The 13,428-nt window shown below is 63.8% G+C and carries 9 protein-coding genes and 1 pseudogene; 6 read left to right on the top strand and 4 right to left on the bottom strand.

Annotation, left to right across the window (positions count from 1 at the left end):
- Positions 1-80 precede the first annotated feature (80 nt).
- Positions 81-998: pseudogene (locus REH59_RS28800) on the bottom strand (chemotaxis protein); the annotation flags it as partial.
- Between the two features lie 568 nt (positions 999-1,566).
- Between REH59_RS28800 and REH59_RS17270 the strand changes: the two are divergent.
- Entirely contained in the window at positions 1,567-2,886 is a 1,320-nt protein-coding gene (locus tag REH59_RS17270) for a Na+/H+ antiporter family protein (protein WP_003247798.1), read from the top strand.
- A 14-nt stretch (positions 2,887-2,900) separates the two neighbouring features.
- Here the strand turns inward: REH59_RS17270 and REH59_RS17265 are convergent, their stop codons facing one another.
- The 3 genes from REH59_RS17265 to REH59_RS17255 form a co-directional block, all read right to left on the bottom strand.
- Entirely contained in the window at positions 2,901-3,908 is a 1,008-nt protein-coding gene (locus tag REH59_RS17265) for a FecR family protein (protein ID WP_014860278.1), read from the bottom strand.
- A gap of 261 nt (positions 3,909-4,169) precedes the next feature.
- On the bottom strand, positions 4,170-5,939 hold the full coding sequence (locus REH59_RS17260) for an acyl-CoA dehydrogenase C-terminal domain-containing protein (RefSeq protein ID WP_014860279.1): 1,770 nt from the start codon (positions 5,937-5,939) through the stop codon (positions 4,170-4,172).
- 92 nt (positions 5,940-6,031) lie between these two features.
- Positions 6,032-7,654 carry an acyl-CoA synthetase gene (locus tag REH59_RS17255; RefSeq protein WP_003247805.1) on the bottom strand — a complete coding sequence of 541 codons (1,623 nt, stop codon included), beginning with the start codon at positions 7,652-7,654 and terminating at the stop codon, positions 6,032-6,034.
- A gap of 193 nt (positions 7,655-7,847) precedes the next feature.
- On the opposite strand from REH59_RS17255, the gene REH59_RS17250 reads away from it, so the two are divergent.
- The 5 genes from REH59_RS17250 (at position 7,848) to REH59_RS17230 (ending at position 13,306) form a co-directional block, all read left to right on the top strand.
- On the top strand, positions 7,848-9,254 hold the full coding sequence (locus tag REH59_RS17250; protein WP_014860280.1) for a sensor histidine kinase: 1,407 nt from the start codon (positions 7,848-7,850) through the stop codon (positions 9,252-9,254).
- A gap of 9 nt (positions 9,255-9,263) precedes the next feature.
- Positions 9,264-9,896 (top strand): response regulator transcription factor, encoded by a 633-nt coding sequence (locus REH59_RS17245; RefSeq protein WP_320450332.1) that lies wholly within the window; start codon positions 9,264-9,266, stop codon positions 9,894-9,896.
- A 180-nt stretch (positions 9,897-10,076) separates the two neighbouring features.
- Positions 10,077-10,550: a MarR family winged helix-turn-helix transcriptional regulator gene (locus REH59_RS17240; protein WP_003247811.1), complete on the top strand. Its 474-nt coding sequence runs from the start codon at positions 10,077-10,079 to the stop codon at positions 10,548-10,550.
- A gap of 30 nt (positions 10,551-10,580) precedes the next feature.
- Positions 10,581-11,774, top strand: coding sequence for an HlyD family secretion protein (locus REH59_RS17235; protein WP_003247813.1), 1,194 nt, complete (start codon positions 10,581-10,583; stop codon positions 11,772-11,774).
- The gene (locus REH59_RS17230; protein ID WP_003247815.1) at positions 11,771-13,306 is read left to right on the top strand and encodes a DHA2 family efflux MFS transporter permease subunit; all 1,536 of its coding nucleotides are present in this window, start codon (positions 11,771-11,773) and stop codon (positions 13,304-13,306) included. Before REH59_RS17235 ends, REH59_RS17230 begins: the two co-directional genes overlap by 4 nt.
- The last annotated feature ends 122 nt before the right edge of the window (positions 13,307-13,428 follow it).

Raw genomic sequence — 13,428 nt, 5'->3', positions numbered from 1 at the left:
TTGACCTCGGCGATGGTTGGCTGCAACTTGTCGAGGAAGCGGTTGAACCAGCCGGCCAGTTCGCCCAGTTCGTCCTGTTTCTGGTAGGTCAGGCGACGGGTCAGGTCGCCTTCGCCGCTGGCAATGTCCTTGAGCATGGCGGCCACGCCGAGGATCGGCCGGGTAACGCCGCGGGCCATCAGCCATACCAGCAGCAGGCCGACAATGGCGGCGGCCAGGCCCAGGCTCAGTTCCAGCAAGGTGCCGCTGGTATTGAGCGCGTCAAGTTCCTGCTTCAGGGTTTCGGCCGGCCCGGTCAGGGCGTTTTCCGGCACATCCAGCAACACGCCCCAGGGCTGGGCGTCCGGGATTGGCCGGAATGCCGCCAGCACCTTCAAGCGCTGCCGGTCGTGGAGGATGGTCAGCTTGCCATCAGCCAGCTTGCGCACCAGCTCGGCGCCTTTGACCGGGTCTACCTGGTCGAAGCGCTGGGCCAGCTTGCTGGCATCGGCGCTGTAGCCGGCCAGCAGGCCGACCGGGGTCAGAATGCCGACCGTGGTGCGGCCTTCATAGAGGCTGCGGCTGGCCTCCTGGCTCAGCGCCTGCAGGCTATTGAGGTTGATGTCGATGGACAGGGTGGCAATGATCTTGCCGTTGACCGCCAGCGGGAACACGATGCTGGTCATCAGCACCTGCTGGCCATCGATGTCGTAGAAGTACGGCTCTACCACGCACACCTTGCCGGAGGTGCGTGGGCATACCCACCAGGTGTTGGCCGGCTGGCCGCTGGGGCCGATCTCGGTGTTGGCCATGTCATGTTCGGGCAGGGCCATCGAGGTCAACTGGCCGGCGCGTGGCTGCGACCAGTACAGGGCAAAGCGCCCGGTTTCGTTGCTGCCCAATTCTGCCTTGCCGGCAAACAGGCTGTCCTTGTTGTCCAGGGCATTGGGCTCGAACACCAGTGACAGGCCGAGCAGGTCGGGGTTGGCTTGCAGTGCGGCGCGTACCTGGCGGGTCATGTCCTCGCGCAGGTCGAAGGCATCGAGAAAGCGCTTTTCGGCCTGCTCGCGCAGGAACAGCACCTGACGGGCGAAGCCGGCGCCGTACTGGTAGGCATCCATGAACTGGCGGCGAATGTTCAGCGCTTGCACTTCACCTTGTGACTCGATACGCGACTGCGCCGCCTCGGTCAGCATCTGCATGCTGCTGGCCTTGACCAGGTCCGAACTGTGATCCATGCGGTACAGCGACAGGCCGACGAGCAAGGTGACGATAGCGGCCAGACAGAGACCGGCGAGCAGGGTGATCTTCCACTGGATGGAAAGTTGTCGCAAAGGCATGGGGGCGGATCCCTTTTTTGGCATTAAGGGTTATGGCTTTATCTGCGGTGGGGCCGGGAGGTGCCAAAGCGCTGCGGCCAGGCACCTCGCTGCCTCCCTCAATATCGGCCCCTGCCGTTTTTTCTTTATTCAAACATTCAATTTAAATTTGACCGCCACTAACGCGCCGTATCAAGGCGCTTTTGACATCTGCCGCCTACTGCTTCAGAGTTCGCGCTTTTTTCTGTCGTAATGAGGTAAGCCAACCATGAATGCAGTGATCGCCGCGGTCGGCATCATGCTGATACTCAGCCTGTCCCGCGTGCACGTGGTCATCGCCCTGATCATCGGCGCCCTGGCCGGTGGGCTGGTGGGCGGCCTGGGCATCGAAGGCACGCTCAAGGCCTTCAACGGTGGCCTCGGCGGTGGTGCCACGGTGGCTTTGTCCTATGCACTGCTGGGTGCCTTTGCCGTGGCAATCGCCAAGTCTGGCCTGGCCCATGCGCTGGCCGACCGCGCCCTGGCCATGATCGACCGACAGGGCGACGCCAAGGGCGGCAAGGTCAAATGGCTGATGATCGGCCTGATGCTGGTGGTGGCCGTGTCGTCCCAGAACATCCTGCCCATCCACATTGCCTTCATTCCGCTGCTGGTACCCCCTCTGTTGTACGTGCTGACGCGCCTGCGTATCGACCGCCGGCTGATCGCCTGTGTGATCACCTTTGGCCTGATCACCCCGTACATGTTTCTGCCGGTGGGCTTCGGCAACATCTTCCTCAACGAGATCCTGTTGGCCAATGTGGCCCGCGCGGGTGTCGATGTGAGCGGCGTCAACGTCACCCACGCCATGGCCGTCCCGGCTGCCGGCATGCTCGTCGGCCTGCTGGTGGCGGTGTTCATCAGCTACCGCAAGAAGCGTGACTACGACCTGGCGCGGATCCAGCAGGTGGAGCAGGTGAGTGTGCAGTACAACCCGTTGACCTTGCTGGTGGCCGGGCTGGCGATCGCGGCAGCCTTCATTGTCCAGCTGTTGCTGGACTCGATGATCATCGGTGCCATGGTCGGTTTCCTGATCTTCTCGCTGTCGGGCATCGTCAAGTGGAAAGAGACCGACGACCTGTTCACCGAAGGCATGAAGATGATGGCCATGATCGGCTTCATCATGATTACCGCGTCCGGTTTTGCCGAGGTGATGAAGGCCACCGGTGAGGTGAAGAGCCTGGTGGAAACCTCGGCGCAGTGGATCGACCACAGCAAGGGCGTCGGTGCTCTGCTGATGCTGTTGGTAGGCCTTTTGGTGACGATGGGGATCGGCTCGTCGTTCTCCACCGTGCCGATCCTGGCGGCGATTTTCGTGCCACTGTGCGTGCAACTGGGCTTCGACCCGTTGGCCACGGTGTGCATCATTGGTACTGCCGGTGCGCTGGGTGATGCAGGTTCGCCGGCCTCGGACTCGACCCTGGGCCCGACCTCGGGCCTGAACGTGGATGGCCAGCACCACCACATCTGGGACACCGTGGTGCCGACCTTCATCCATTACAACCTGCCGCTGCTGGCGTTCGGTTGGTTGGCGGCGATGACCTTGTAAGGCGGGGGAGGGCGTCAGCCCTTGTCGGGCGGCGGCGAGATGCGATTGAGCACGGTGCTGCCGTCCTTGCTGCGGGTCAGGTAGACCGGCAGGACTTTGGGCAGGTTGTTGACCAGGCGCCCCACCTCACGGGTGTTGTAGATGCCGCTGATGCGAATGCGGCCGGTGCTGGCATCGGCCAGTCGCAGCGGGGCGTCGAGGTAGCGGTTTATCACCGGCAGCGCCTGTTCCAGGCTCAGGTTGTCGAGCACCAGCTTGCCGCTGCGCCATGCCAGGCTGTTGCCATAGTCGTCGCTTTGCTCCAGCTGCGGCTCGAAGTCGCCCTTGTGGTAGCTGGCCTGCATGCCAGGGCCAAGGCGGTAGCCACCGGCATTGCCCTCACTGGACACCAGCACTGAACCTTCCACCAGGGTGACCTTCACCTGGTCCTGGTACTTCCACACGTTGAACTGGGTGCCGGTGACCCGGGTCTGGCCACTGCCTGCACGCACGATGAACGGGTGGCTGCTGTCGTGTCGCACCTTGAAGAACGCCTCGCCGCGCTTGAGCGTGACCTGGCGCTGGTCCTTGTAGTTGAGGAAGGTGAGCTCGGTGTGCAGGTTGAGCTGTACCGTGCTGCCGTCGCTGAGCTCCACGGTCTGCATGCGGTCACCGGCTTCGACGTGCTGGTAGTGGTTGGGCAACCAGCCCTGTTCCCACCCCATCCAGCCGGCCAGCGGCAGCACTGCCAGGGCGATGGCCGCAGCAGACGCCAGCGGCCGCCAGTTGCGGGGGCGGGCGGCGTGTTTGGCAGGTGGGTTGAAGTCGATGACGGTGGCGCTGCGCGGCAGCAGGTCGGCTGTTTGCCAGATTTCCAGCATCGCCTGATATTCTTCGGCATGCCGCGGGTCGGCCGCCAACCAGCCAGCGAATGCTTTACGCTCGGCCTGCGTGCAATCGTCGGCGTGCAGGCGCATGCACCAATGCGCTGCGGCGTCGGTGATGGCATCGTCTGGGCTGGGATTGAGGCGGTCGTGGTTCATTGCGGCTCCGGGTTTTGCGCATTCTACCCTTGCGGGAGGGCTCCCGAGAACCAATGTAATGGCGAATGACTATCAGTTGTGCCGGTTTTTCGTCGGATTAGCCACGGTTTTTCAGTGTTTGAGAACCCTTCGCGGGCAAAAGACGATACCTGCAATCGCTTTCGGGGCAGCCTGGTGCTGCGAAGAGGTCAGTGTTTGCAGGTACCGGCCTCTTCGCAGCACACGGCTGCCCTTGCAACAAGCGCGTCGGCGACACACCGGTCAGAACTGTGCGGCCTCTAGCCCATAAAGGCTGCCACTACCGGCCCGAATGCTCGCCTCCAGCCCCAAGCTCCGCGGCAAGACCCGCTGGAAATAGAACGCCGCACAGGCAAGCTTCGCACCATGAAACGCCTCGTCCTCATCACGTTTGGCCAGCGCCACCGCCGCCATCCGCGCCCACATGTACGCATAGGCCGTCAGCCCGAACAGCTGCAGGTACTCAACCGCTACCGCGCTGACCAGGTTGGCATCCTCGCCAGCCTGCGCCCGCAGCCAGCTGCTGGTGGCCTCGAGCCGCGCCAGGCTTGCCTGCAGGGCCTCGCGGTGCAAGGGCGCATCCACACTGAAGGCCCGCACTTCGCTGGCAAAGCTGGCCAACGCCTGACCACCGTCGGCCAGCACCTTGCGCCCCAGCAGATCAAGGGCCTGAATGCCGTTGGTGCCTTCATAGATTTGCGCAATGCGCACGTCTCGCACCCGTTGCTCCTGGCCCCATTCGCGGATGTAGCCATGACCGCCGTACACCTGCTGGCCAAGCACGCAGCTTTCCAGACCGTTGTCGGTGAAGAATGCCTTGGCCACCGGTGTCAGCAGTGCCACCAGGCGCTGGGCATGCTCGCGTTCGCCAGCGTCCTCGGCATAGCGCGCCACGTCCAGTTGCTGGCCAACGTAGACGGCGAACGCCCGACCTGCTTCGGTGAGGGTGCGCATGGTCAGCAGCATGCGCCGGACATCACCATGGTGGATGATCGGGTCGGCCACCTTGTCGTGTGCCTGCGGGCCAGTCGCTGCTCGGCTCTGCAGGCGCTCGTTGGCATAGCGGGCGGCGCTCTGGTAGGAGGCTTCGGCACAACCGATGCCCTGTATGCCGATGGACAGGCGCTCGTAGTTCATCATGGTGAACATCGCTGCCAGGCCCTTGTTCGGTTCGCCCACCAGGTAACCGATGGCACCGTCAAAGTTCATGACGCAGGTCGCCGAGGCCTTGATGCCCATCTTGTGTTCGATCGAGCCACAATGGACAGCATTGCGCGCGCCCAGGCGGCCATCGGCCTCGACCAGGAATTTGGGGACCAGAAACAGCGATATGCCTTTGGCACCGGCGGGCGCATCCGGCAGCTTGGCCAGCACCAGGTGGACGATGTTCTCGGTCAGGTCCTGCTCGCCGCCGGTAATGAAGATCTTGCTGCCACTGATGCGCACGCTGCCATCGGCCTGAGGCTCGGCGCGGGTGCGGATCAGCCCCAGGTCAGTGCCGGCATGGGGTTCGGTCAGGCACATGGTGCCGGCCCAGCGGCCTTCGTACAGCGGTGGCAGGTAAGTGGCCTTGAGCGCTTCGCTGGCGTGGGCATCGATCGCCAGGCAACTGCCTGCGCTCAATGCCGAATACAGGCTGAAGCTGCAGTCAGCCGCGTAGAGCATCTCTTCGAACAGCACGCCGAGCATCTTTGGCATGCCCATGCCGCCGTGTTCCGGGTTGCCGCCCAAGCCGACCCAGCCACCTTCGCGGTAGGTGTTCCAGGCCTCGCGAAAGCCTTCGGGGGTGGTGACTTGGCCTGCGTCGAAGCACACACCTTGCTCGTCACCGTTGCGGCTGAGCGGGGCGATCAGCTGGCCGGTGACTTTGGATGCTTCCTCGAGAATGGCGTCGGCAGTGTCGGCATCGATGCGTTCGGCCAGGGCGGGCAGTCGGGCCCACAGGCCTGAAGCGTTGAACACGTCATGCAGGACGAAGCGCATGTCGCGCAGGGGGGCGGAATAGGTGGTCATCGGCAGCTCTTGCAATAGTGAGGGAGGGTTGGGCGTGCGCTGAACCTTCAGGCGCAGCCGTGTGCTGCGCCTGAAGGGGGGCGGCTACGGCATCAGAGGGCCTTGGCCCGGTCGCGCAGCACGTACTTCTGGATCTTGCCGGTCGAGGTCTTGGGCAGCTCGCCGAACACCACGGTCTTCGGCACCTTGAACCCGGCCAGGTGCTCGCGGCACCAACTGGTGATGTCGGCTTCACGGGTGTCCTCTCGGCCCGGCTTCAGGGCAACGAAGGCGCACGGGGTTTCCCCCCATTTTTCATCCGGGCGTGCCACCACGGCGGCTTCCAGCACTGCCGGGTGCTTGTACAGGGCGTCTTCGACCTCGATGGTGGAGATGTTTTCGCCACCGGAAATGATGATGTCCTTGAGCCGGTCCTTGATCTCGATATAGCCGTCGGCATGCCACACGGCCAGGTCGCCGGTGTGGAACCAGCCGCCACGGAAGGCTTCGGCGGTGGCTTCAGGGTTTTTCAGGTAACCCTTCATCACCGTGTTGCCGCGCATGAAGATTTCGCCCAGGGTATTGCCGTCGCGGGGTACTGGCTGAAGGGTTTGCGGGTCGGCGACCATCAGGCCATCGAGGGTCGGGTAGCGCACGCCTTGGCGAGACTTGATGCGTGCACGCTCCTCGAGCGAAAGCGCGTCCCATTCGTCATGCCAGGCACACACGGTCACCGGGCCATAAACCTCGGTCAGGCCGTAGGTGTGGGTGACCTTGATGCCCATTTCTTCCACGGCGCCGATGACCTTGGCCGGTGGAGCGGCGCCGGCGACCATGGCCTGCACCGGGTGCTCGATGGCTGCCTTGGCCGCCTCGGGCATGTTGACCAGCGCGTTGAGCACGATCGGCGCACCGCACAGGTGGCTGACTTTGTGCTCGCGGATCAGGGTCAGGATCTTCTGCGGGTCGACCCGGCGCAGGAACACATGGGTGCCGGCCAGGGCGGTGATGGTCCAGGGGTAGCACCAGCCGTTGCAGTGGAACATCGGCAACGTCCACAGGTACACCGGGCGGTGGCCCATGGCCCAGGTCATCTGGTTGCCCAGGGCGTTCAGGTAGGCACCACGGTGGTGGTAGACCACGCCCTTGGGGTTGCCGGTGGTGCCGGAGGTGTAGTTCAGCGATATGGCCTGCCACTCGTCATCGGGCCATTCCCAGGCAAATTCCGGGTCGCCTTCGTTGAGCAGGGCCTCATAGTCCAGCTGGCTGACCGCGCGGCCTTCGCCGTACTCTGGGTCATCCACATCAACCACCAGCGGCGGGTGTTCAAGCAGTGCCAGAGCGCCTTCGATGACCGCATGGAACTCGCGGTCGGTGATCAGCACTTTGGCCTCGCCATGCTGCAGCATGAAGGCGATGGCCTCGGCATCCAGGCGCACGTTCAGGGTATTGAGCACGGCACCGGTCATGGGTACGCCGAAGTGCGCCTCGAGCATGGTCGGGGTGTTGGGCAGCATCACTGCCACGGTGTCGCCACGGCCAATGCCACGACCGGCCAGGGCGCTGGCCAGGCGCCGACAGCGTTGGTAGGTTTCTTGCCAGTTGCGGCGGATGGCGCCGTGGATGACGGCCGGGTAGTTGCCGTACACGGCAGCGGTGCGTTCGATGAAGCTCAGCGGGGTGAGGGCGACATGGTTGACGGCAGCGGGCATCAGGCCCTGGGCATAGATCGACATGCGGTAATCCTGTAAGGGAGGCAGACGCAGCCTGTGCACCTGGCCCCCGATGGCTGATTGTTAGCTCTGTTCAGGGTGCAGGGGGCGGACGGTGGGCCGCCCCCTCTGTCGCAGTTTTACGCGAGTCGCTATGGTATTAGGAATATCGACTATAGCAATATAGTAAAACTACTATAAAAATAGGCCGCCTACTGTGGATGACACTGCTTACCCCTTGCTCGCCAAAGACCCACAACCCAGTCTGTTACTGGCCAGTGATGCAAGCCCGCTGGCACTCAACCCGGCACTGCAGGCCTGGGTCGCCGAAGGGCCTGAGCTGGCTCGCTGGCTGCCGGCCAATTGCGCGGCCCTGGTGCGTGCCTGTCTGCGCCAGCATCGGGCGATCAGCGATGTCGAAGTGCAGGTCGGCGAACGCATCGTGCTGTGGACGTTCATGCCGGACAACCAGGGCCAGCAGGTGCTGGGCCGCTGCCGCGATGCCAGCGAAGAGCGCCATGGCGCACGCGAAGCCAGCCGCGCCCGGCGCCTGTATCGGCTGATCATCGAAAACACCACCGACCTGATTTCCCGGCACAGCCCCGATGGCCGCTTTCTCGATGCCTCACCGGCAGCCTACCGCCTGCTCGGCCTGTGGCCCGAGCAGCTGCGTGGCATGCCTGTACATACCCTGCTGCATCCGCGCGAGCGGCGTCAGGTACTGCGCCAGGCCGCGGCCGCGCTGGACCAGGACGGCTACCACACGATGACCTGCCGGGTACGCCAGGCGACAGGTGACTACCGTTGGTTCGAAATTGCCAGCCGGGCGATCCGCGAGACCTACACCGGCGCGGTGGTGGAGGTGGTCAGCGTGTCCCGCGACATCACCTTGCGCATCGAAGCGCAGGAAAGCCTGGCGCACAGTGCCCGCCTCGCGACCTTGGGCGAGCTGGCCTCGGGCATCGCCCACGAGATCAATCAGCCACTGGCCGCGGTGGTCAACTATGCCAACGCCAGTCAGCGTTACCTGCAGGGCCTGGAACGTGATCCCCAGGCGCGCGAGCGGATTGGCCAGGGCCTGCAGCGTATCAGCGAGCAGGCCACCCATGCCGCCGAAGTGATCCGCCGTCTGCGTGCCTTTCTGCGCAAGGAACCGCGCCGCCTGCAGGCACTGGACGTGGCCGAGCTGGCCGGCGAAGCCATGCGCCTGTGCGCCTGGGAAGCCGCGCGGGACCAGGTGCAGGTGGAACTTCGCATGAGCGCTCAACTGCCCTTGGTGTATGCCGACCGGGTGCTGCTGGAGCAGGTGCTGCTCAACCTGCTGCGCAATGCCATCGATGCCAATCGCGAGCAGCAGGGTGAGCGGCCGTCACGTATCCTGCTCTGCGCGGCGCGCGATGGCGATGGGGTGCTGGTCGAGGTCGCCGACCAGGGCCCGGGCGTGGCACCCGAGCGGCTGGATGAAATCTTTACGCCGTTTACCACCAGCAAGGCCGACGGCCTGGGCTTGGGCTTGAGCATGAGCCGCAGCCTGATCGAAGGCTTCGGTGGCAGCCTGTGGGCGCGGGCGGGTGACAACGGCGGTCTGGTACTGTGCTGCCGGCTGGCGGTCAGCAGGGAATAAGGGGAGGCAGTGTTGCAAGCAAAAGTGTATGTGGTCGATGACGACCAGGTTATGCGCGACTCTACGGTCTGGCTGCTGCAGTCGGTGGGCCTGCAAGCCTTGCCATTCGCCAGCGGGCAGGCGTTTCTCGACGCCTGCGTCGATGATGGGCCCGCGTGTGTGCTGTTGGATGTGCGCATGCCGGGGCTGGGCGGGTTGGCTGTGCAGCAGGCGATGCGCGAGCGTGGCCTGATGGTGCCGGTGATCTTCGTCAGCGGTCATGCCGATGTACCGATCGTGGTGCGGGCGTTCAAGGCCGGCGCCTGCGACTTCATCGAAAAACCCTACAACGACCAGTTGCTGCTCGACAGCGTTCAGGCTGCGCTGGAGCACGCCGGGCTGGCGCGAGAGGGCGATCAGGCGCTGGCCTTGGTGCAGGCGCGCATCGACGGCCTGACGCCGCGTGAGCGAGACGTCTTCGTACCGTTGGCCCAAGGGTTGAACAACCGCGAGATTGCCGAGCAGTTGGGCATCAGCGTCAAGACCGTGGACCTGTACCGAGGCCGGGTGATGAAGCGGTTGCAGGCAGGCAGCCTCGCAGAGCTGGTGGGGATGGCGATTGCTTGCGGGGCGGTGGAGGCGCTGGGCCTGCGAGCGCGGTAGCCGCCTTTACGTAGCCCCTGGCAGGGGCGGCGTTGTGTGTCGCAATGGGCCGCAATGCGCGCCTGCTGGGGGCGGTGTGACAGCCAGAAAACACCCACTATTTCATAGCTAGCTAATGAAAGCTTTGACATTCACTGCCTAGGCAGTAATATTTCTACACACTTAACTGAGCAGCCAACGATGGCCCATTTTTCTCCCGAGAACTTCCAAACCTGCGCCATCGGCATGTTGCTTGGCCGTGCTGCGATTCTCAAAGACCGCATTCTTGACTGGCACCTGGAGTCAGAGGGCGTCACCGCCGCGCAGTTCAAAGTGCTGATCATCGTCACCCAGTACCAGGTGGATACCCCGGCCGAACTGTGCCGTTACCTGGGCCTGGACAGCGGATCGATGACCCGCATGCTCGACCGCCTCGAGCAGAAGGAGCTGATCGTGCGCAACCGCTGCGCCGACGACCGTCGCCAGGTGCGCCTGGCACTCACCGCTGACGGCCAGCGCCTGGCCAACCGCCTGCCGGAAATTGGCGCCGCCGCCATGAACGAGTTGTGCGGCGTGCTGGCACCAGAGGAGCTCAAGACCCTGGAAGGCCTGCTGGCAAAGGTGCTGCTCGGTGCTGGCGACCCGTTGACGATCCGCCGCTTCGGCGACCGTTGAACCCTGTAACGAATTATCCAAGGTATTGTCATGGCCACTCCCGCAGACACCCCGACTCCCTCCGTCTCGCCCGAGCCGTCGCGCAAGCGCAAGGCTTGGTTGCTTGGCCTGCTGTTGCTGCTGATCCTGGCAGGGGTCGGCACCTGGGCCTGGTACAGCATTGTCGGGCGTTGGCACGAAAGCACCGACGATGCGTATGTCAACGGCAACGTGGTGGAGATCACCCCGCTGGTCGCTGGCACCGTTATCAGCATCGGGGCCGATGACGGCGACCTGGTCCACGCCGGCCAGGTGTTGCTGCAATTCGACCCGGCCGACAGCGAAGTGGCCTTGCAGTCCGCCGAAGCCAAGCTGGCACGCAGCGTGCGGCAGGTGCGCGGGCTGTACAGCAACGTCGACTCGCTGAAGGCTCAACTGGAAACGCGCCAAGCCGAACTGCGCAAGGCGCAGCAGGACTTCAACCGGCGCAAGGTGCTGGCTGACAGTGGTGCGATTGCCGCCGAAGAACTGTCCCATGCCCGCGACGACCTGAGCGTTGCCCAGGCCGCCGTCAACAGCGCGCGGCAACAGCTCAGCACCAGCAGCGCGCTGGTCGACGACACCGTGGTGTCCTCGCACCCCGATGTCATGGCTGCAGCTGCCGACCTGCGCCAGGCCTACCTCGACCACGCCCGCACCACATTGGTCGCGCCGGTCACCGGCTACGTCGCCAAGCGTACCGTCCAGTTGGGCCAGCGCCTGCAGCCGGGCACCGCGACCATGGCGGTCATCCCGCTGGATCAGGTGTGGATCGATGCCAACTTCAAGGAAACCCAGCTGCGAGAGATGCGCATCGGCCAGCCGGTGGAAATCACCGCTGATGTGTACGGCAGCGAGGTCAAGTACAGCGGCACGGTCGACAGCCTTGGCGCGGGCACCGGCAGCGCCTTTGCCTTGCTGCCGGCGCAGAACGCCACCGGTAACTGGATCAAGATTGTCCAGCGAGTGCCCGTGCGCATCCACCTCAGCCCCGACCAGCTCAAGGACCACCCGCTACGTATTGGCCTGTCCACCGTGGTTGAAGTCGACCTGCATGACCAGAGCGGCCCGACCCTGGCCCAGCAGCCACCGCAGAAGGCCAGCTACACCACCCAGGTGTATGACCACCAGATGATCGAAGCCGACAACCTGATCGCCCGGCTGATTCACGAGAACAGTGCAACCGGCAAGACGGCGCAACGATGAGCAACAACGCCGCTGCCCAGTTCACGCCGCCAAGTCTGCTGCTGACCACCATCGGCCTGTCGCTCGCGACGTTCATGCAGGTGCTGGACACCACCATCGCCAACGTGGCCCTGCCGACCATTTCCGGCAACCTGGGGGTGAGCTACGAGCAAGGCACCTGGGTCATCACCTCGTTCGCGGTGAGCAACGCTATCGCCTTGCCGCTGACCGGCTGGCTGAGCCGGCGCTTTGGTGAAGTGAAACTGTTCATCTGGGCCACGCTGCTGTTCGTGCTGGCTTCGTTCCTGTGTGGTATCGCCCAGTCGATGCCCGAGCTGGTCGGGTTTCGCGTCTTGCAGGGTGTGGTCGCCGGGCCGCTTTACCCGATGACCCAGACCCTGCTGATTGCTGTCTACCCCCCGGCAAAACGGGGGATGGCACTGGCGCTGCTGGCGATGGTCACGGTGGTGGCGCCGATTGCCGGGCCGATTCTTGGGGGCTGGATTACCGATAGCTACAGCTGGCCATGGATCTTCTTCATCAACGTGCCCATCGGCCTGTTTGCAGCTGCCGTGGTGCGCCAGCAGATGCGTACGCGCCCGGTGGTCACCAGCCGCCAGCCGATGGATTACATTGGCCTGCTGACCCTGATTATCGGCGTTGGGGCCTTGCAGGTAGTGCTGGACAAGGGCAACGATCTGGACTGGTTCGAGTCGTCGTTCATCATTGTCGGCAGCCTGGTTTCGGTGGTGTTCCTGGCGGTATTCGTGATCTGGGAACTGACCGACCGGCACCCGGTGGTCAACTTGCGCCTGTTTGTGCACCGCAACTTCCGCATTGGCACCATCGTGCTGGTCGGGGGGTATGCCGGGTTCTTCGGTATCAACCTGATCCTGCCGCAGTGGTTGCAGACGCAGATGGGCTATACCGCGACTTGGGCGGGACTGGCGGTGGCGCCGATCGGTTTGCTGCCGGTGATCATGTCGCCGTTCGTGGGCAAATATGCGCACCGTTTCGACCTGCGGGTGCTGGCTGGGTTGGCGTTCCTGGCGATTGGCACCAGTTGCTACATGCGGGCCGGTTTCACCAGCGAGGTGGACTTCCAGCACGTGGCCTTGGTGCAGTTGTTCATGGGGATTGGCGTGGCGTTGTTCTTCATGCCGACCTTGAGCATTCTGCTGTCTGACCTGCCGCCGCACCAGATTGCCGACGGTTCGGGGCTGGCGACTTTTCTGCGAACCTTGGGCGGGAGTTTTGCGGCTTCGTTGACTACCTGGATCTGGATTCGTCGGGCGGATCAGCACCATGCCTACCTGAGCGAGCACATCAGCCAGTTCGACCCGACGACGCGGCATACCCTTGAGCAGTTGGGCGGGGCCAGCCCGCAGAGTTATGCGCAGTTGGAGCAGATACTCAACGGGCAGGCTTACATGATGTCGACGGTGGATTACTTCACCTTGATGAGCTGGGTGTTTGCCGGGTTGATTCTGCTGGTGTGGTTCGCCAAGCCGCCCTTTACCGCCAAGGCGGGGCCGGCATCGTCAGGGCATTGAGCTAAACAAGGCAAGATCCCGATGCTCTCGCTCTCGCTCTCGCTCTCGCTCTCGCTCTCGCTCTCGCTCTCGCTCTCGCTCTCGCTCTCGCTTCGGCTTTTGATTTTGCTTCTAAGCGCGCG

This window comes from Pseudomonas sp. BO3-4, assembly GCF_034044115.1.
Classification (GTDB): Bacteria; Pseudomonadota; Gammaproteobacteria; order Pseudomonadales; family Pseudomonadaceae; genus Aquipseudomonas; species Aquipseudomonas alloputida.
The sequence above is the reverse complement of the archived record's forward strand: the minus strand, read 5'-3'. Positions and strand labels throughout refer to the sequence as shown.

Coding starts and splice junctions, on each gene's coding strand:
- REH59_RS17270 (WP_003247798.1), top strand. CDS start 1,567: ATGAATGCAGTGATCGCCGCGGTCGGCATCATGCTGATACTCAGCCTG.
- REH59_RS17265 (WP_014860278.1), bottom strand. CDS start 3,908: ATGAACCACGACCGCCTCAATCCCAGCCCAGACGATGCCATCACCGAC.
- REH59_RS17260 (WP_014860279.1), bottom strand. CDS start 5,939: ATGACCACCTATTCCGCCCCCCTGCGCGACATGCGCTTCGTCCTGCAT.
- REH59_RS17255 (WP_003247805.1), bottom strand. CDS start 7,654: ATGTCGATCTATGCCCAGGGCCTGATGCCCGCTGCCGTCAACCATGTC.
- REH59_RS17240 (WP_003247811.1), top strand. CDS start 10,077: ATGGCCCATTTTTCTCCCGAGAACTTCCAAACCTGCGCCATCGGCATG.
- REH59_RS17235 (WP_003247813.1), top strand. CDS start 10,581: ATGGCCACTCCCGCAGACACCCCGACTCCCTCCGTCTCGCCCGAGCCG.
- REH59_RS17230 (WP_003247815.1), top strand. CDS start 11,771: ATGAGCAACAACGCCGCTGCCCAGTTCACGCCGCCAAGTCTGCTGCTG.